Origin of the sequence: Desulforadius tongensis, from assembly GCF_016907915.1 — a bacterium.
GTDB lineage: Bacteria > Bacillota > Desulfotomaculia > Desulfotomaculales > Desulfohalotomaculaceae > Desulforadius > Desulforadius tongensis.
This window is the reverse complement of record NZ_JAFBCW010000006.1, coordinates 88,793-108,305: the sequence shown is the minus strand read 5'-3', so window position 1 is coordinate 108,305 and position 19,513 is coordinate 88,793. Positions and strand designations below refer to the sequence as shown.

General features: G+C 48.7%; 17 protein-coding genes. 12 read left to right on the top strand and 5 right to left on the bottom strand.

Translation table 11 applies throughout. The features are described 5' to 3' along the window. Positions 1–131 precede the first annotated feature (131 nt). From JOC37_RS03830 to ylbJ, 5 genes are all read right to left on the bottom strand, one after another. The gene (locus JOC37_RS03830) at positions 132–1,184 is read right to left on the bottom strand and encodes a phosphotransacetylase family protein (protein WP_204616235.1); all 1,053 of its coding nucleotides are present in this window, start codon (positions 1,182–1,184) and stop codon (positions 132–134) included. Between the two features lie 11 nt (positions 1,185–1,195). Next, on the bottom strand, positions 1,196–3,304 hold the full coding sequence (gene acs / locus JOC37_RS03825) for an acetate--CoA ligase alpha subunit (RefSeq protein WP_204616233.1): 2,109 nt from the start codon (positions 3,302–3,304) through the stop codon (positions 1,196–1,198). A 125-nt stretch (positions 3,305–3,429) separates the two neighbouring features. Beyond that, entirely contained in the window at positions 3,430–4,620 is a 1,191-nt protein-coding gene (locus JOC37_RS03820) for an acetate/propionate family kinase (protein ID WP_207754881.1), read from the bottom strand. Positions 4,621–4,828: 208 nt separating this feature from the next. Continuing rightward, the gene (locus JOC37_RS03815; RefSeq protein ID WP_204616257.1) at positions 4,829–5,473 is read right to left on the bottom strand and encodes a phosphate propanoyltransferase; all 645 of its coding nucleotides are present in this window, start codon (positions 5,471–5,473) and stop codon (positions 4,829–4,831) included. A 399-nt stretch (positions 5,474–5,872) separates the two neighbouring features. Beyond that, positions 5,873–7,126 (bottom strand): sporulation integral membrane protein YlbJ, encoded by a 1,254-nt coding sequence (gene ylbJ / locus JOC37_RS03810; protein ID WP_338017335.1) that lies wholly within the window; start codon positions 7,124–7,126, stop codon positions 5,873–5,875. 198 nt (positions 7,127–7,324) lie between these two features. On the opposite strand from ylbJ, the gene JOC37_RS03805 reads away from it, so the two are divergent. From JOC37_RS03805 to smc, 12 genes are all read left to right on the top strand, one after another. Further along, complete coding sequence (locus JOC37_RS03805; protein WP_204616232.1) at positions 7,325–7,843, top strand: YceD family protein; 519 nt, start codon at positions 7,325–7,327, stop codon at positions 7,841–7,843. Between the two features lie 34 nt (positions 7,844–7,877). After that, complete coding sequence (gene rpmF, locus JOC37_RS03800; protein ID WP_204616230.1) at positions 7,878–8,063, top strand: 50S ribosomal protein L32; 186 nt, start codon at positions 7,878–7,880, stop codon at positions 8,061–8,063. A gap of 105 nt (positions 8,064–8,168) precedes the next feature. Then, positions 8,169–8,735, top strand: coding sequence for a transcription factor FapR (gene fapR / locus JOC37_RS03795; RefSeq protein ID WP_204616228.1), 567 nt, complete (start codon positions 8,169–8,171; stop codon positions 8,733–8,735). A gap of 6 nt (positions 8,736–8,741) precedes the next feature. After that, positions 8,742–9,740, top strand: coding sequence for a phosphate acyltransferase PlsX (plsX, locus tag JOC37_RS03790; RefSeq protein ID WP_204616226.1), 999 nt, complete (start codon positions 8,742–8,744; stop codon positions 9,738–9,740). 7 nt (positions 9,741–9,747) lie between these two features. Continuing rightward, positions 9,748–10,743, top strand: a complete 996-nt coding sequence (locus JOC37_RS03785) for a beta-ketoacyl-ACP synthase III (RefSeq protein ID WP_204616224.1) — start codon at positions 9,748–9,750, stop codon at positions 10,741–10,743. A 57-nt stretch (positions 10,744–10,800) separates the two neighbouring features. After that, positions 10,801–11,745, top strand: a complete 945-nt coding sequence (fabK, locus tag JOC37_RS03780; RefSeq protein ID WP_204616222.1) for an enoyl-[acyl-carrier-protein] reductase FabK — start codon at positions 10,801–10,803, stop codon at positions 11,743–11,745. A gap of 2 nt (positions 11,746–11,747) precedes the next feature. Beyond that, positions 11,748–12,686 carry an ACP S-malonyltransferase gene (gene fabD, locus JOC37_RS03775; RefSeq protein ID WP_207754880.1) on the top strand — a complete coding sequence of 313 codons (939 nt, stop codon included), beginning with the start codon at positions 11,748–11,750 and terminating at the stop codon, positions 12,684–12,686. A 1-nt stretch (position 12,687) separates the two neighbouring features. Continuing rightward, a complete protein-coding gene (gene fabG / locus JOC37_RS03770; protein ID WP_204616215.1) occupies positions 12,688–13,440 on the top strand; it encodes a 3-oxoacyl-[acyl-carrier-protein] reductase in 753 nt (250 codons plus the stop codon). Between the two features lie 40 nt (positions 13,441–13,480). After that, positions 13,481–13,714, top strand: coding sequence for an acyl carrier protein (gene acpP / locus JOC37_RS03765; RefSeq protein ID WP_204616214.1), 234 nt, complete (start codon positions 13,481–13,483; stop codon positions 13,712–13,714). A 132-nt stretch (positions 13,715–13,846) separates the two neighbouring features. Beyond that, the gene (gene fabF, locus JOC37_RS03760; RefSeq protein ID WP_204616212.1) at positions 13,847–15,088 is read left to right on the top strand and encodes a beta-ketoacyl-ACP synthase II; all 1,242 of its coding nucleotides are present in this window, start codon (positions 13,847–13,849) and stop codon (positions 15,086–15,088) included. 17 nt (positions 15,089–15,105) lie between these two features. After that, entirely contained in the window at positions 15,106–15,858 is a 753-nt protein-coding gene (rnc, locus tag JOC37_RS03755; RefSeq protein WP_204616210.1) for a ribonuclease III, read from the top strand. Between the two features lie 77 nt (positions 15,859–15,935). Continuing rightward, entirely contained in the window at positions 15,936–19,502 is a 3,567-nt protein-coding gene (smc, locus tag JOC37_RS03750) for a chromosome segregation protein SMC (RefSeq protein WP_204616209.1), read from the top strand. Positions 19,503–19,513: the final 11 nt, after the last annotated feature.

Genomic DNA, 19,513 nt, shown 5'->3' with positions numbered 1-19,513 from the left:
GGACACCCTTGCCTTAAGCTAACGTTTACTGCTACCTTCAACGTTCGGGACTTTCACCCTATAGACATTGCCCATGCCGGGCACACATAAAAAACACATGTACCATGCCGGTACATGTGTTTTTTAAAACACTACTTCAAGCTGTTGATAATTAACTGCCAGTTAATATATTGTTCTACATTTTCCACTGCCATTTTGATGTTTTCTTTGTTTTCAGGCTTGATGCGGTTGGAAACCTCTGTCATCCGCTCGATGGTGGCAAAGGTATCCTGGTGGACGAGAATAACCGGTACGCCTTTTTCGCTGGCTTTGGCAATTACTTTTACATCGGGATACAGGCCGCCGGTGAGAATCAGCACCGAAGTATCGGTTTCCAACGCCGCCAAAGCTATGTCCGCCCGGTCGCCGCCGGTAATTACCGCTTTGTTTGGAGCCCGGCGCAGGTAAGCCAGCGCGCTTTCAATGGTCATTGCACCCACCACCGAATCTTCCACCGGGCGGTCTAACTTGTCTTCGCCGGTGAGTATCTCGCCCCCCAGCACCTGGTAGTACTGTTCCACAGTGGGAGCGGTTAATTCAGAGCGGTGGGGAACAATTCCCAGGGTATTGAAACCGTTTTCCCCCAGTATGGCCTTGTAAACTCCTTCGGTTTTGGCCAAAATTTGTCTTGGCACGTTATAGAAAACGTTGCCCAGCACCGTAAGCCCCCGGCATTGGAAGTACCTGTTGAATAAAATCGCCTGATCCAAGCTGAAATCGTTCTTTATTTTTATCATGTGCAGTACTGCAGCGTCAAATCTTTGGGCCAGTGCAGCATCATCGAGGTTCATGCTGGCCATGGCGTGGGGAAAAATGGCGCCGTCAATAATTACCACATCGGCATCGGCGGCGATCTCATTAAAGGCATTAATAATTTTTTCTTGAATTTCATCGTTCTGATGATACCGGGTGAGGTAGAAAGGACTGGTGGTGCAGGGCACTATAGTTTCAATGGGATGGTTTATTCCCAGTACCTTTTGCATCAGCAAACCATCTTCGTCCACGGTGTATCCCGTTGCGGTGGTAATACCCACAGGTTTAAAATAACTTACTTTGTAACCCTCTTGCTGCAGTTTAAGTGCCAGGCCTACTGCCATGGCGGTTTTAGCGCTGCCGGCAGTACCTGTGATATAGAGGTTTTGCATTAGCCAACACCTCACGATATAGTAATTTTGATGTCCAAAGCGGACAAACCTTCTTCGTAGGCAAAAATCGGGTTGATGTCCATTTCTGTAATCTCCGGAAAATCCAATACCAATTTAGCCACCCGAGCGATAACGTCAATTACCGCCCCGATATCTGACGGTTTTTGGCCCCGGTAGCCCTTGAGTAATGTATAAGCCTTGGTTTCACCGATCATAGCGGTAATTTCAGCGGTGGTAAGTCCCTTGGCCAGGCGGAAGGAAACGTCATTGAGCAGGTTTACGTATATGCCGCCCAGTCCAAATGCAATCATCGGCCCGAAATGAACATCCCTGGACATGCCGATAATTAACTCTGTACCGCTGGGCATCATTTTTTGTACTTCGATGCCGTGGGGTACTACCTGTGGCAGATACCGCTGCACACTTTCCATTATTTGGATATAACCTTCCCGCACTTTTTCCGGCGAATCCAAGTTAAGCAGAACTCCACCCACGTCAGTTTTGTGCAGAATTCTGGGCGAAGCCACTTTCAGCACCACGGGATACCCCATTTCCTCGGCTAATTGTACCGCTTCATTCACCGTGGTGGCCAGCTTTATCGGCGCGGCGGGTATTCCGTAAGCCTTGGCCACTTCACAGCTTTCGCTGCCCAGTAATACCCGGCGTTTATCCCTGAATACATCATAAAATACAGCTTTAACTGCCTGCTTATCCACATCGGAATATGCCAGTGCCGACCCGTCATCATCATTCATATCTTCCTTTAACTGAGCATACTTTACCATGCCCCTAAGACAGTAAACTGCCGGCTCGGGAAAAGTAAAATTGGGAATGCCGGCTTTGGAAACGATTTTTGCTCCTTCCTCCAGGGTGGGGCCGCCCATAAAGGAGGTAAAAACCGGCTTGCCGGGATGTTTATTTTTTATTTTCACGATGGACCGGGCCACAGAAACGGAATCGGTAACTGCGGTGGGGCAGATCAGCACCACGGCACTGTCAACATTATCATCGGCCAGGGCCTTGTCCAGCGCAAATTCAAACCTGTCTTCCTTGGCGTCGCCCAGTACATCCACCGGGTTATAAATATTTGCTTCTGCCGGCAGGTTACTGCGCAGTTCTTCAATGGTGTTTTTAGAAAAGCGGGCCATATTTAAACCTTGGTTCTCGATGGCGTCGGTGGTGACAATTCCGGGGCCGCCGGCGTTAGTAATAACAGCCACCCGGCTGCCGGCCGGTACCGGTTGGTAAGAAAAGGCCATGGCCAGGTCAAACAGTTCGGTTATGGTGCGGGCGCGAATGACACCGCAGTGTTCAAAAGAAGTTTCATAGGCCAGATCACTTCCCACCAGGGCACCGGTGTGGGAAGAAGCTGCCTGGGCACCGGCCTGGCTGGTACCGGACTTGAATATAATAACGGGTTTTTTAGCACTGGCCCTTTTGGCCACCTCCAGGAATTTTTCTCCATGGGCCACATCTTCAATATAAGCTAAAATTACACTGGTATTGGGATCGTCGGCAATGGCATCAATGAAGTCCACTTCATTCAGCTGGGCTTTATTTCCCAGGCTGATAACCCGGGAAAATCCCAAACCGGTGGATAAACTCCAATCGATGACAGATATCAACATGGCACCGCTTTGAGAGATAAAGGCTATATCACCTTTGGGGGGAAATGCCGCCGAGAAGGAAGCGTTAATGGGGGTGATGGTATCCATAATGCCTACACAATTGGGACCCAGCATGTTAATACCGTTTTTATTGGCAATGTTCAGCAGCTGCTTTTCCAATTCCATACCGCTGCTGCCTGTTTCTTTAAAACCGGCAGACAGCACGACAAGGTTTTTAATGCCCAGGCCGGCTGCTTCTTCAGCCACACCGATGCAGTACTTGGCCGGGAGGGCCAGCACCGCCATGTCGATGGGCTTGCCAACTTCAGCCAGCGACCGGTGGCATTTAAATCCTTCAATTTCCTTTGCTTTGGGGTTGATGGGATATATATCCCCTTGGAAGCCGCTGGTAATGATGTTTTTTATCACCGCATTACCTATTTTGCCCGGTGCGGCTGATGCACCCACAACAGCAACGGAACCGGGGTGAAAAAATTTTCTCAGATCGGCCAACTCTATCACCTTCTTTCCGGTATCTGTTAAACTGATTTCATTATATTCTGTTAATTATTTATCTGTCAAATAAAACCAGTAAAAAAAATGTAAAATGGGCTCGATTTCTCGAGCCCACTTTCTTACTATACCAATGCCTGAGTTTCTTTGGCAATCATTAATTCTTCATTTGTGGGAACAACCAGGGCCGCTGCCCGGCAGCCGTCTTTACTGATAATGGTTTCTTTGCCCCGGACATTGTTCTTTTCTTTATCCACTTCCAGTCCCAGGAAGTCCATGCCGGTGAGCACTTTTTCCCGCAGCTCAATGGCGTTTTCACCGATGCCGCCGGTGAATACCACTGCATCTAAGCCGCCCATGGCGGCACTGAAGGCTCCAATCCACTTCTTAACACTATAAATAAACATATTCAGCGCCAGCTCAGCCCTTTTATTACCTTCCGCTTCCGCTTTTTCCAGGTCTCTGAAATCGCTGCTGATGCCGGAAACACCTAAAACACCGCTTTTCTTGTTCATCAGGCTGCTTACTTCCTCAATGCTGAGATTTTCTTTTTCCATAATAAAGGGAACAACCGCCGGGTCAATATCTCCGGTACGGGTGCCCATTGGTAAGCCGGCCAGCGGGGTGAAGCCCATGGTTGTATCCACAGAGATACCGTTCTTTACTGCCGTGATGCTGGAACCGTTACCCAGGTGGCAGACAACTATTTTTAAATCTGTCAGCGGTTTACCCAGTATGGCGGCAGCCCGGCCGGATACGTACTTATGTGATGTACCGTGGAACCCGTACTTACGAATTCCGTACTTTTCATAGTATTCGTAGGGCAGGGCATAAGTAAAGGCATAATCAGGTATTGTTTGATGGAACGCAGTATCAAATACCGCCACCTGCGGGGCATGGGGCATTAATTCCTGGCATGTTTTAATACCCAGTACATTGGGGGGGTTGTGCAGCGGTGCCAGCTCAAAGAGGGATTCCAGCTCGTTGAGCACTTCCCGGTTGACTAATATCGCTTTATTAAACTTTTCCCCACCGTGTACCGTCCGGTGTCCCACCGCGGTAATTTCTGAAACGTCATTTACTGCACCGTATTCTTTGTCAGTAATGCAGGCAATAATTTTTTCCAGTGCTGCCCGGTGATCCGGTAAATCCTCTTTCAGCTCCAGTTTGCGGCCGTCGTTTTTCTCATGTTTGATTCTGGATCCCGGCAGGCCGATTCTTTCCGCCAAACCGGAAAGCAGTGTTTTTTCTTCCTGCATATCTATTAACTTGTATTTTACCGATGAGCTTCCGCAGTTGATAACTAAAATAAGCAAGATGTTTCCTCCTTTATGTAAATTATATATGTAATTATAAAATAAAATTTATAAATTAAAAACCCTGGCACCACTTGCAGGAGTGATGGATTGAGTGGGCGGTGCAAATGGTGCCGGGTAAAGATAGTAGCAGAAATTAACCCGGGCTAACTTTTACCCAGGTTAAAAATACCGGTTTAAGGTATATTTTTGGCCAATCTTTATTTATTTATTTATTTAAAATCTCTGAGATATGTCCCCGGTGAATATAGGCTTTTAATATATCACCGTTTCTTAAACCAACCGCGTTAGCTTCGTCAGTGTCCACGTGCATTTCCAGCTTGAATTTATCGCTTACCCGTACCAGTACGTCGCCAAAGATGATACCCCTGGGACCTTTTGCTCTTACACTTACTTTATCGCCGTCCTTCAGTCCCAATTCTTCAGCATCTGAAGTGTGCATGTGAATGTGACGGGCAGCAATGATGGCACCTTCTTTTAAAGTAATGGTACCTTTAGGACCAACTAAAGTGATGGGAGCGGAACCTTCCAAATCACCGGAGTCTCTCAGCGGTGCTTTAATACCCAGTTTAAAACTGTCTGTGATGGTGATTTCTATTTGAGTTTGTTTCCGGGTGGGACCAAGTACCCTTACTTTTTCTATTACTCCCTTTGGTCCTACCAGCATTACAGTTTCTTCACAGGCATATTGTCCCGGTTGTGATAAATCCTTTAATTTAGTTAACTGGTGCCCGGAACCGAACAATCTCTCCACATCTTCCTCGCAAAGGTGAACGTGACGGTTGGAGATACCAACAGGTACTTCAAAAATCCGGGGCTCAATAACGGTTAAACGATCCTTTTCTTCAGGCATTTCATTAACGGTAATATTTTTTTCCTTTTCATTTAGCATATTAATCACTCCCCTTTAAAAATCCCAGTAATTACTGTAATGTGGTTGTTTTTGTTACCGGGGCACTGATGAAACTAAGTGCACGTATGTTTTTAGTAAAGTTGGACAATATGTATACTTAAGTATTATGTATAATATGTTTGTAGTGGATGGCAAGGTGGTCAGACCGTTAGGAACAAAAAACTAAACACCATCGCAAAGTGTATTGTTTCACAATTTCATTATGCACCAGGAATGGCATGCTGTCAATGATTCCATAAAATGTTAGAATCTTTTATTAAACGATAAATTTCTGTATTTATTATTTCAAATTATAGTAATGTTATTAAAGCACTATTTAGCAGTACGGGCAGCAGCTTCTTAATTAGTTAAATTTCTTATCCACTGGTACATTGTGGCTGATAAATGATATAAAATGCCCGCCAAAATTAAAAGTACCAATATAATAAGGAAAATTTTCATCAGCAGCCAGTTGTTGATTTGGTGAGAATTGGATATAAGCGGCTGTACTGCCAGCGCGGGAGCATTTGCCCCGCCGGTGTGCCAGTGCCATATTGCGTAAGTATAAACGGCGGCCAGGCAGGCGTGGGCCATTCTGGCCAGGATAAAGGGATACATTCTTATATCTGTACCCGCTATCAAACTGGCTACCTGGGCGTGAATAGACAGGCCGCTCCAGGCCAATATGATGGCCACCGCAATTAACTGCTGTAAAAGCGGGGCCGCTGTTTCGGCGGCCAGTTTTGACCCCAGGGTGATTTCAAAGAAACCGCTGGCCACCGCCTTATAAATTTGCGGTTCAAAACCCAAAGGGGAAAGGATAAAAGCAAAGGTCCCGGCCAGCAGATTGATAAATCCCAATTCGGTAAGCAGACGAATTATCACGGCAAAGAGAATCATAAAGCCGCCGATTTTTAAAAGCGTGGTAACCGAATTGGTAATGGCGTCGCCCATTAGTTTACCTAGGGGGCGCTTTTCTTCCTTATGAATGCGGGATAACTCGTAAAAGGCCCGGCGCAGAACCCGGCCCTGGTTTTCAAATACCGGTTTTTCCCGCCGGTTTTGGCGGTAAAATCTAAGCATTATACCCAGCGTTAAATTGGCCAGGTAATGCGCCCCGGCAATTAATATTCCCAGATCGGGGTTGTCAAACATGCCCACAGAAACCGCCACCAGCATGAAAAGGGGGCTGGAATTGTTGGTGAAACTGATTAACCTTTCCGCTTCCACCCTGGTACACATGCCGCTGCGCCGCAGTTTAGCGGTAACCATGGAAGCAATGGGGCAGCCCGAAGTAAAGCCCACCACCATTACAAAAGATCCGCAGCCGGGAACGTTAAATAACGGGCGCATGACGGGTTCCAGCAGGACACCCATGAAGTGTACGATACCCAGGCTCATCAGCAGCTCTGAGGCGATAAAAAAGGGCAGCAGTGAGGGGAAAACTATATTCCACCAGGCCGTTAAACCAACTGAAGCCCCGTCAAATACCACCTTGGGCTGTAAAATCATGCCGATAACGAAAAATATAACGCCAGCCGCCCCCAGCAGTTTGGAATAACTGATGTTCAGCTGCTTTATGTACTGGTAAAAGCTGTGCCTGAATATTAACAAATTTATTTTCACCTCTTTTCAAGAACTCATAAGATATATACAATTTAGCGGGGGAGATTAGACCAACGGGGCTTACTTTGACAGCATGTACAAATTTCCCACATTTTGTTACGGGACTGACAATATCAAAGAAAATGCCTTGACAAATGCAAAGGCAGTGAATATAATGATTTTTGTTAATAATGGGGTGTAATGGTTATGCGCATTAGTGTAAAAGATTTAAAAAAGGAAATCGGTCTGCGGGAGCGTTTTGAACTGCAGAAGGACCTTCCCCCGCTGGAACTGAAGGGGGAAGTGATTAAATTTCTGAAACCGGTCAGGGTTTCCCTGGAGGTAATCAACGCAGGTGATTATTTGGATGCCAGCGGGACGATTACCACTGAAGTGGAGTTGACCTGCGGCCGCTGTTTAGAAGCTTACCGTTACCCGCTGAAAGTTGATTTTAACGAGCATTATTACCCGGTGGAAGGGGAAAGTGAAACCGCTGACATCAAAGATGAAGAGGGCGTTCCTTTTACCGGAGAAAGTGTAGATATTGAGCCTGAAGTTAAAAGCAATATCCAGCTGTCCATTCCTATGCGTCAAATTTGCAGCGAAGAGTGCCGGGGGTTGTGTTCGCAGTGCGGAACAAATCTGAATAAAGAGCGGTGCAGCTGTAAAATTGACGACATAGACCCCAGAATGGCTGTGTTAAAAGATTTATTCCAGAAAGATTAATGTGATTTTTAGATATTTAAAGGGGGTGTGAGAAGTGGGTGTACCGAAGCGTAAAAGATCCAAAACCAGAAACAGGCGTCGTCGGGCGGTGGTAATGAAGTTGGAAACTCCCAGCCTGGTACGTTGCCCTCAGTGCCAAGCATTGATTAAACCGCACCATATGTGCGATGAATGTGGTTATTATAAGGATAGAGAAGTTAAAGCGGTTGAAGAAGCTTAATAAAATTATTTATCCTGCAAGCCCGGGAATTTTTCCCGGGCTTGCATTTTTTACAAATACAGGTATAATTAACTTAGGACCAGGTATTAATAACAGGTGATATTTATGGCCAGAAAAAGCACTGCTAAACTGCAGCGGCATCAAAAGCTAACTACATATATTAAAACCAATCCCTTTCTCACCGATGAGGAACTGGCGGAGCTGTTAGGGGTTAGTGTGCAAACAATTCGTCTCGACCGGTTGGAACTGCGGATTCCCGAGTACAGGGAGCGTTTAAAGCATGTGGCCAAAGGAGAAACTTTGGTAAAATCCCTGTCCCACGGGGAACTGGTGGGAGAGCTGGTGGACATTGAAGTGGGGAAGGCAGGAAGCTCTATTTTAACCATTACCAAGGATATGGTATTTAAAAAGAACCTGCTGGCCCGGGGGCATCATTTGTTTGCCCAGGCCAATTCGCTGGCAGTGGCAATTATTGATGCAGTGGTTGCTCTCACCGGTAATGCCAAGGTTAGCTTTCGTCAGCCGGTAAAAAGGGGAGACAGAGTGCTGGCCAGGGCAAGTATTACCGGCAGTCGCGAAAACAGGTATAAAGTAGCGGTGATTTCAAAGGTTAAGGATAAAGTGGTTTTTGAGGGCCAGTTTACAGTGTTTGCCATGGAGGAGGAGGTTTAAAAACAGATGAGAATAGCATTGGATGCCATGGGCGGTGATTACGCTCCGGGAGAAATAGTACGGGGAGCGCTTAAAGCAGCTGAAGAATTCCAGGTGGAAATAGTACTGGTTGGCAGCCGGGAAATCATTGAAAAAGAATTAAAGGGAAATTACGCCGGCGGCTTAGTCACCGTTCACCATGCTTCAGAAGTGATAGAGATGGATGAGCATCCTGCCACCGCGGTAAGGAAAAAGCGGGATTCCAGCATAGTGGTTAGTGCCGGGTTGGTTAAGCAGGGGGCTGCCGATGCGGTGATTTCCGCCGGCAACACCGGGGCGGCAATGGCAGCATCTTTATTTGCTTTGGGACGGATTGAAGGCATTGAACGCCCGGCCATTTGTGCAGTTCTTCCCACTGTTAAAGGCTCCATGATACTGCTGGATGCCGGGGCCAATGTGGATTGTAAACCGAAACATCTGCATCAATTTGCAGTGATGGGTTCTGTTTATGCGGAAAAAGTTTTGGGTAGAACCAATCCCCGGGTGGCGCTGGTTAATATAGGTGCCGAGGAAAGCAAAGGTAATGAGCTCACTCAAACGGTGTACCAGATGTTAAAGGACACCAGTGGTATCAATTTTGCCGGTAATATTGAGGGGCGTGAGCTGCTGCTGGGTGATGTTGATGTGGCGGTTTGTGACGGCTTTGTGGGTAATGTGCTGCTTAAAACAGTAGAGGGTTGCGCCTTAACCCTTATGGGTATGATAAAAAAGGGATTAGAACCCCTGGCGGCTGAAGTTGGCCCCGAGCAGATTGGCAGTGCCCTGGGAGGGATTAAACAAAAACTGGACTATTCTCACTACGGCGGTGCGCCGCTTTTAGGTTTAAACGGTGTTAGTATTATCAGTCATGGCAGTTCCAATGCCCAGGCGATAAAAAATGCTGTGCGGGTGGCAAAGGAATCAGTCAATAACGCCCTGGTAACAGCAATTGCCGATAATATCGGCCTGATGACAAAGGGGGAATAATTACAGCATGACGAACCGAATGGTTCGGGTCGGAATACTTGGAGTTGGAAGTTATGTGCCGGAGAAGGTACTGACAAATAAAGATTTGGAAGCAATGGTTGACACTTCGGACCAGTGGATTACAACCCGTACCGGAATTAAAGAGCGTAGAATAGCAGCAGTAAATGAAGCGGCATCGGATTTAGGGGTAAAAGCAGGGGTTAAGGCGTTAAAGGATGCCGCTGTGGCCCCGGAGGAAATAGATTTGATTATAGTGGCCACCAGCACCCCGGATATGTATTTTCCCTCCACCGCTTGTATTATTCAAGACAGGTTAAACTGTGTTAACGCCGGGGCCTTTGACCTGGCAGCGGGCTGCACCGGGTTTCTTTATGCCCTGGTGGTGGCAGAACAGTTTGTGAGAACCGGTTCGGCCAGGTACGTACTGGTAATTGGCTCGGAAGTGCTTTCACGCATACTCAACTGGGAAGACCGGACCACGTGCGTGCTGTTTGGCGACGGTGCCGGCGCGGTGGTGATGGGGCCTGTTCCGGGGGAAGGGGGCGTACTGGCGTCTTACCTGGCTTCCGAAGGCTCGGGTGCTCATTTGCTGACGTTACCCTGTTCCGGGTCCAGAGTGCCCTTTGGTGCTGAGGCGCCGGTAAACCACAGGGCATTTATTTCCATGCAGGGTAAAGAGGTGTTTAAATTTGCGGTGCGGGTAATGGAAGAAGCTACCGAAAAAGTGCTGGCAAAAGCCGGTTTGGATAAAGAGGATATCCACTTGGTTGTTCCGCACCAGGCTAACATCCGAATTATTGAACATTACTCCAAAAAAATGAACCTGCCCATGGAAAGAATAATGACAAATGTTGATAAGTACGGCAACACCAGTGCCGCATCGGTGCCGCTGGCCCTTGAAGAGGCGCTGCAGCAGGGTCGGATTAAATCCGGCGATAACGTCCTGTTAATTGGCTTCGGTGCCGGCCTGACCTGGGGTGCTGCCGTAATTAAGTGGGTTTAGCAAGATACCATTTTTCAGGGTAGATAGAAAGAACTCCGAACCAAGGGAGGGGAAAAAATGATCCGTACGAAATTGTGCGACCTGCTGGGAATTGAATATCCCATTCTGCAGGGGGGGATGGCCTGGGTATCAACTGCTGAACTGGTTGCCGCTGTATCGGAAGCAGGGGGCCTGGGTATTATTGGTTCCGGCCAGGCACCCCCGGAATGGCTGGAAGAGCAGGTATCTAAAATAAGAAAAATTACCAATAAGCCCTTTGGCGTCAACGTAATGCTGATGTCTCCTTACGCTGACCAGGTAATGGATATCGTTATTAGAGAACGCATTCCGGTGGTAACCACCGGGGCGGGCAACCCGGGTAAGTATGTAGCTGGGTTAAAAGAAGTGGGCACCAAGGTTATTCCGGTGGTACCGTCGGTGGCGCTGGCCAAGCGTATGGAGCGTTCCGGAGTTGATGCCATAATTGCCGAAGGTGGAGAATCCGGGGGCCATGTAGGGGAACAAAACACCATGCCCCTGGTACCCCAGGTGGTGGATGCGGTAAATATTCCGGTGATTGCCGCCGGCGGTATCTTTGACGGCCGGGGGCTTGTGGCGGCACTGGCTCTGGGTGCGGTAGGTGTACAGATGGGTACCAGGTTTATGTGCGCCAGTGAATGCGTAATACATGATAATGTTAAGAAAGTGCTGTTAAAGGCAAAAGACCGGGACACTGTGGTCACCGGTCGCAGCACCGGCCACCCGGTGCGGGTGATTAAAAACAAACTGGCCAAGCGTTTTGAAGAATTGGAAATGCTGGGCACTCCGCCGGAGGAATTGGAAAAACTGGGGGTTGGTAAGTTAAGGGCGGCCATGGTTGATGGTGATATTGAGTATGGATCAGTGATGGCCGGTCAGGTATGCGGCATGATAAAGAAAATTCAACCGGCCAAGGAAATTATAGAAGACATCATCACAGGGGCAGAAGAAGTCTTAAAACGATTGCCCGGGGGAGGTAATTAATTTTGTCCTTGGTATTTGTATTTCCCGGCCAGGGTTCCCAGTACGTGGGTATGGGAAAAGAACTGTATGAAAATTACCCCCAGGCCCGGGAAATATTTGAACAGGCCAATGAAGCACTTAATTACGATATTGCTAAATTATGTTTTGAAGGCCCGGAAGAGCAGTTGAATCAAACCGTAAATACCCAACCGGCACTGTTAACCACCAGCATGGCGGCGCTGGCGGTATTGAAAGCCCATGGAGTTGAAGCTGCTGCTGCTGCCGGCCACAGTTTGGGCGAGTATTCCGCGCTGGTGTATGCCGGCGCCATCCAGTTTGCCGATGCGGTGCGCCTGGTACGGCTGCGGGGAAAATACATGCAGGAAGCGGCAGCCGGTGACGGCGGCATGGCGGCAATTTTGGGGTTAGACGGCTCGGTTGTAAATGATATTTGTGTTCGCGCCGCTGCCGGCGGTCATGTCGTGGAGGCAGTGAACTATAACTGTCCCGGCCAGGTGGTTATTGCCGGTACCCAGGCCGGCCTGCAGGCGGCTATGGAGCTGGCTAAAGAAGCCGGTGCCCGCCGCTGTGTACCGCTGGCGGTAAGCGGGCCCTTTCATTCCAGCCTGATGCATCCGGCAGGGGAAAAATTGGCCCAAGCTATGGAAGAAGTTGTCTTTAACGACTTAAAACTGCCTGTGGTGTCTAACGTTACCGCCCGGTTTATAAGCACCGCCCAAGAAATAAAAGAAAAATTATTCCGGCAGGTATTTAGTCCGGTGCGCTGGGAGGAAAGCGTGCGGTTAATGTTTAATCAAAAATATAATACCTTTATAGAAGTAGGTCCCGGCAAAGTGCTGTGCGGATTAATCAGGAAAACTGTTAAAGGTGTTAAAACTTTAAATGTAGAAGATAAAGCCTCGCTGGAAAAAGTCCTTGCACAACTTGAGGAGGTTGGCTAAAATGGTTCTAGGTGGAAAGGTGGCCCTGGTAACCGGTTCATCCCGGGGCATTGGGCGGGCAGTGGCGGTGGCCCTGGCCAAAGCCGGGGCAGATGTGGTTGTAAATTACGCCGGCCGGGAAGATGCCGCCCGGCAGACGGCCGGCATGATTAATGAGGCCGGACGGAAAGCGCTGGTGATAAAGGCTGACGTTGCGGATGCCGGTCAGGTGAAAGAAATGGTGGATCGAACAATAAAGGAGTTTGGCCGCCTGGATATATTGGTGAATAATGCCGGTATCACCCGGGATAATTTAATAATGCGCATGAAAGATGATGAATGGGATGCGGTGCTGGACACCAATTTAAAAGGTGCATTTAACTGCTGCCGGGCCGCGGCCAGGCCGATGTTAAAGGCCCGCGGCGGTAGAATCATTAACATCAGTTCGGTGGTTGGCTTGAGCGGCAATCCCGGTCAGGCTAATTACTCGGCAGCCAAGGCCGGTTTAATCGGCATGACCAGAACGCTGGCCGGGGAGCTGGGTTCGCGTAATATAACCGTTAACGCCATTGCGCCCGGTTTTATAACCACGGACATGACCGAAGAACTGCCGGCAGAAGTTAAGAAGCGCCTGGAGGAACGCATTCCGCTGGGGCGCTTGGGCGCACCGGAAGAAATAGCAGCTGTGGTGGCGTTTTTATGCGGACCGTCCGCTGGTTATATTACCGGCCAGGTTATTGCCGTTGATGGCGGAATGACTTCGGTGATGAAATAAAATTGCAGCGGAAAGGTACTTTTGGAAGGGGGTGAATGTGTTGGCAGATACCTTTGAAAAAGTAAAAGAAATTATTATAGATCAACTGGGAGTAGAAGAAGATCAGGTTACCCTGAACAGTTCCTTTGTTGATGACCTGGGTGCAGATTCCTTGGATATAGTAGAGCTGGTGATGGCGTTGGAAGAGGAATTTGACATGCAAATTCCTGACGAGGAAGCGGAAAAAATTCGCACAGTTGGCGATGCTGTTAAGTATATCAATGACCATCAATAATTAGGTTCTGTTTAGAAAGTCCCGGGGGTTTCCACGGGACTTTTTTGAAATATCAGATAAAATAGTACCCTTACAAACAAACTACTGGATGAAGTATTAAGATTCTGCTGAAATACACTGGGAGGTGCAATTTTGAGTAAAAGGGTAGTTATCACCGGCATGGGGGCTATTACACCGGTGGGGACGGGAGTAGAAAAGTTCTGGTCATCCTTAATCAGTGGAGTGTCTGGGATTGACAGGATTTCAACTTTTGACCCGTCTGAGTACAGTACACAAATTGCCGGTGAAGTGAAGGATTTTACAGCCACTGACTATATAGATAAAAAAGAAGCCCGCCGGATGGACCGGTTTACCCAGTTTGCAGTGGCTGCCACCGGAATGGCGCTGCGGGATGCTGAATTGGATCTGGAAAAAGAAAAAAGGGAGCGCATTGGTGTAATTATTGGTTCCGGTATCGGCGGTATGGAAACCTTGTGGCAGCAGGCTAAAACATTGATAAACCGCGGCCCCGGCCGGGTTAGTCCCTTTTTGGTACCCATGATGATAGCCAATATGGGTGCCGGCCAGGTGGCTATATCATACGGGCTGCAGGGACCGAACGTTACAGCCATCAGTGCTTGTGCATCCAGCAATAATGCCGTTGGTGATGCTTTTAAACTGCTGCAGCGCGGCGATGCCGATGTAATGATCACCGGTGGTACCGAGGCGCCTATAACTCCCCTTAGTGTGGCCGGGTTTTGTGCCCTGAAGGCAATGAGCACTCGTAATGATGAACCGCATAAGGCCAGCAGGCCCTTTGATGCACAGCGGGATGGATTTATAATGGGGGAAGGCGCCGGTATAATGGTTATGGAGACATTAGAACATGCCCAAGCACGGGGGGCTAAAATATACGCCGAAATAGTGGGCTATGGCAGCACCTGCGATGCCTATCATATCACCGCTCCTGACCCGGAGGGTAACGGGGCGGCCCGGGCTATGCAGATAGCGCTGAAAGATGCCGGCCTGCAGCCGGAAGCGGTTGACTATATCAATGCCCACGGCACATCCACACCGTTAAACGATAAAATAGAAACAAAGGCCATCAAACGGGTATTCGGTGAGCATGCCCGTAAACTGCTGGTCAGTTCCACCAAGTCCATGACCGGGCACCTGCTGGGTGCAGCGGGGGGAGTGGAAGCGCTGGTGTGTGTATTATCGATATATAACGGTATTGTTCCGCCCACTATAAATTATGAAGTGCCGGATCCCGAATGCGACCTTGACTATGTTCCCAACCAGGCCAGGGAAAAGGACGTTAAAGTTGCCCTTTCCAACTCGTTAGGATTCGGTGGCCATAATGTTACCGTTGCATTTAAAAAATATGAGGAATAAAAGCAAGGTGATAAAGGGTGTTTAAATCCAGTGTTTATATTGCCCGGCTGCAGCAGCGGCTGGGCATCAACTGGACTGACTCCGGTTTGTTTTACCAGGCTCTAACGCACAGTTCATGTGCCCATGAAAACAGAAATATGGGGCTGACCCACAACCAGCGCCTGGAGTTTTTAGGTGACGCGGTGTTGGAGCTGGTAATTAGTGATTATCTGTACCGGAAATTTCCGCACAGTACCGAAGGTGAGTTAACAAAACTGCGGGCGGCGGTTGTGTGTGAGCCATCTTTGGCTAAAGTGGCCAGGGGATTAGCATTGGGACTTTGTCTGCGTATGGGACGGGGAGAAGAACGTTCAGGGGGTAGAGAACGCCCCAGCATACTGGCTGATGCCTTTGAGGCACTGCTGGGGGCTATTTACCTGGATAAAGGTTTGGAAGCGGCCCGAAAGGTAATACTGCAGGAAATGGAATCAATTATTGAGGATGTTGTGGCCGGAAGACTGGAAAAGGATTACAAAACTGAACTGCAGGAAATGCTGCAGCAGTATTCTGCGGATCCGGTAAACTACGTTATACTGAAAGAAGAGGGGCCGGATCATGATAAAACTTTTACCGCCGGTGTTGTGTACCGGGGTAAAGAGGTGGGCCGGGGTACCGGCCACTCTAAGAAGGAAGCGGAACAGCGGGCAGCCAAGGAAGCGCTGGCCAATGTGTCTATAAACATACGCAGGCCCGGGGGCAGCCGCAGGCGTAGAACTTTAAACAGAAAATAAGGTATAAGGGCGCTGGGGTAAAATCAAGCGCCCATAAATCATTTTTTAATAAACTATCAGGTAAAGGAGCCGGGATTGTGCTCAAGCGACTGGATATACAGGGATTTAAATCCTTTGCCAATAAAGTGCAAATTGAGTTTAACCCCGGTCTGACAGTGATTGTGGGACCAAATGGCAGTGGAAAAAGTAATATTTCCGACGCCATTAATTGGGCGCTGGGTGAACACCGGGCCAGCGCGCTGCGTGGAGCGCGCATGGATGACGTGATTTTTGCCGGCAGTGATAACCGGCGCAAGCTGGGTATGTGTGAAGTATCGGTGATACTGGATAACAGTAAGAATATTTTTCCGCTGGAATACTCTGAGGTTACCGTTACCCGCCGTATTTTTCGTTCCGGTGAAAGCCAGTATATGATCAATAAAGTACCCTGCAGGTTAAAGGACATTCACAACCTTTTAGTAGATACGGGAGTGGGTAAAGGCGCTTACGCCATTATCGGCCAGGGAAAGGTAGAAGAAATTCTGCACAGCCGGCCGGAGGAACGCCGCTCTGTAATCGAAGAAGCGGCGGGAATTGTGAAATACCGGCGCCGAAAGGAAGAAGCCCTGCGTAAACTGACTCATACCGAGCATGATTTGGCCCGGTTGGGCGATATTATTTTAGAACTGTCTGAAAGATTGGAGCCGCTGGCGGCGGAAGCCAAAAAGGCGGAACAGTGGAGAGAATATGTCAGCGAGCGCAGGCGGTTGGAGTTGGGGCTGTTGGCCCGGGAACTGGCAGCTGTGGAAGAAAAGCTTACCGTTCTGGGCGAGCAGCTAAAAAAAATTGACCGGTATGAACAGCATTTTGACCGGCAGGCGGCGGGTAAGGTTTCGCAGTTGGAACGGCAGTTAGAAGAAAAAAATGCTCAAGTGGAGCAGTACCGTGTAAAGCTGGACAACCTGTGTTCCGAAATACAGCGGGTGGAAAATCAACTGCTGCTGGCCGGGGACAGGCAGCAGAACCTGAAGCAGGAATACGGGCGTATCCTGAAAAATAAAGAGGAAGCGGAAAATAAACTGCGGGAACTGGAGCGGGACAAGCAGCAGGAAAGGGCAAAGTTACAGGAAATCAAGCTGTCGGTCAACCCGAGGGAATCTGAACTGCAGCAGATGCAGCAGCGCCTGGAGCAGTTGGAAGGAGAGATAAGAAACAGGGAAAGGGCGCTGGAAGAGGATAAAGCCAGGGTCATAGAATTGATGAATGAGTCTGCCCAGGGAAAGGCAAAATTACAACGGGCAGAGGAACGGAAAACTGCTGCTGAACGCAGGTTAACCCAGCTGCGCCAGTCTGCTCAAGATGCGGCGCTGGAGCAGTCCAGGTTAAAGGATAGGCTTAAGCAGGCCAAAAAAGAGATTGAACAGCTAAATAAAGAAATAGCAGAAAAACAGCAGCAATTGGTCAAGGCGGAACAGCTGCGCAGTGAATTAAATCAGAAATTGTACCGCTGCCAGGAGGATGTAAGACGGAAAAGGGAAGAGCTGTTCGAGGCCAAATCCAGGTACCGGGTGCTGCAGGAAAGCCAGGAGGCCTATGCCGGTTACCAGCGCGGTGTTAGAGAAGTGCTGCTGGCGCTGAAAATGGGCAAAGCGGATTTAAAAGGTATCTGCGGCACGGTGGCTGAACTGATACAGACGCCGGCGGAATATGAACTGGCGGTGGAAACGGCGCTGGGAGGTGCTGTGCAGAACATTGTTACCTGCACAGATACCGATGCCCAGCGGGTTATTGATTATTTAAAGAAAAATAGACTGGGACGGGTTACCTTTTTACCGCTCAGCACACTGCGCCCGGCCAGGCGTCACCCCGACGAGATTAATGCCCTGGCAATGCCCGGGGTAGTGGGTGTGGCGGCGGACCTGGTTCAATGTCAACCCCGGTACCGGGTGGTGAAGGAATTTCTGCTGGGGAAGGTGCTGGTGGTGGAGAATATCCACCGGGCTTTAAAAGTGGCCAGGGCCACCGGGCAGCGCCTGCGCCTGGTTACGCTGGACGGGGAATACCTGCATCCCGGCGGTTCTATCACCGGCGGCAGCTCAACAGCTCAAACCCGGGGGTTGTTAAAGGTCAAGCGGGAGAAAAATGAATATGCCGCTAAAATATCAAAACTGCAGCGGGAAGAAAAAGAATTAAAACAAGTGGAAGAGAAATTACAAGCAGAATTAAACCAGCTGGAACAGCAAATAGATGAATTAAGAGATAATGTTGTGAAATACCAGGTATCACTGGCGGGAAAAAACCAGGAATTGCAGCAGCTGGAAGATGCGGTGGCCCGTTTTGGCTATCACAGTCAGGAAAGCAGTTATGAAATAAACAACCTGGAAGAGGAAATAAAAAACCAGGATGAAGTACAGGTATCTGCCGCCCGCCAGGTGGCAGAAGCGGATAACAAGCTGAAATTAGTGCAGCGGAGTATTAAAGAAAAGCAGCGGCAGCTGGTGGAATTAAAAGAGAAGCAGCGGGGGCTGCAGCAAAAAATCACCTCCACCAGGGTGGAACTGGCCGGGGTTGAACAGCAGGAAGCGGGCATAGTTAACTTGATAAACCGGTTAACCCAGGATATTAACAGCTGCCGCCGGGATATTAAAACCTGTGATAATGAATTGTTAAGCTTACAGCAAAAAGAAAAGCAGTTACAGCAGGAGATAAAGAGCAAAGAGCATTACCTGGGGGAACTTAAACAGCAGCAGCAAATTGTGGAAAGCTCTTTACAGCAGAAAAAAGATGAACAGGACGAAATTTCAAGGGCCTTGGAACAAGCCCGGCAGCAGGTAAAGCAGTTGGAAGAAGAAGAACAAAAAAGACGGGAACAGGTGCACAAAATACAACTGCAGCAGGCCCGTTTGGAAACGGAAAAACAGGCGCTGTTGGAGCGAATGGAACGGGATTACAATGTCAGCAGCGGGCGGGACCTGCAGGTGCACCCGGTAAAGGACGCCGCCCGGTGTAAAAAAAGAATTACAGAGTTAAAAGCATTAATAGAACAGATGGGTCCGGTAAATCCTGCGGCAGAAGAAGAATACAAAAAAGTACAGGAGAGGTATACTTACCTTCTGCAGCAAAAGAAGGACCTGGATGAGAGTAAAGATTCCCTGCAGAATTTAATTACCGAAATGGACCGGTTAATGGCCAGTAAGTTTACCAGTACCTTTAAAAACATTCAGCGGGAATTTAGTAAAATATTTAAGGAACTGTTTGGCGGCGGTTCTGCTTCCTTGAACCTGGTTGGGGACAACCCCCTTACTGCCGGCATAGATATTGAGGCCCGGCCGCCGGGTAAAAAATTACAAAACATTGGTCTGCTGTCCGGAGGGGAGCGTTCCCTTACCGCCATAGCCCTGTTGTTTGCCATACTAAAAGTAAGCCCCAGTCCCTTTTGCATACTGGATGAAATAGATGCAGCCCTGGACGAGTCTAATGTGGACAGGTTTGCTGACTTTTTGCTAAAATTCAGCCAGACGATGCAGTTTGTAGTTATCAGTCACCGCAAGGGCACCATGGAAAGGGCAGAAACATTGTATGGAGTTACCATGGGCAGTACCGGAACATCGAAGGTATTTTCCATACGCATGTCTCAAGCTGAAGCGGCCGCTGCCAAGAATTAAGGAGGGGTTTG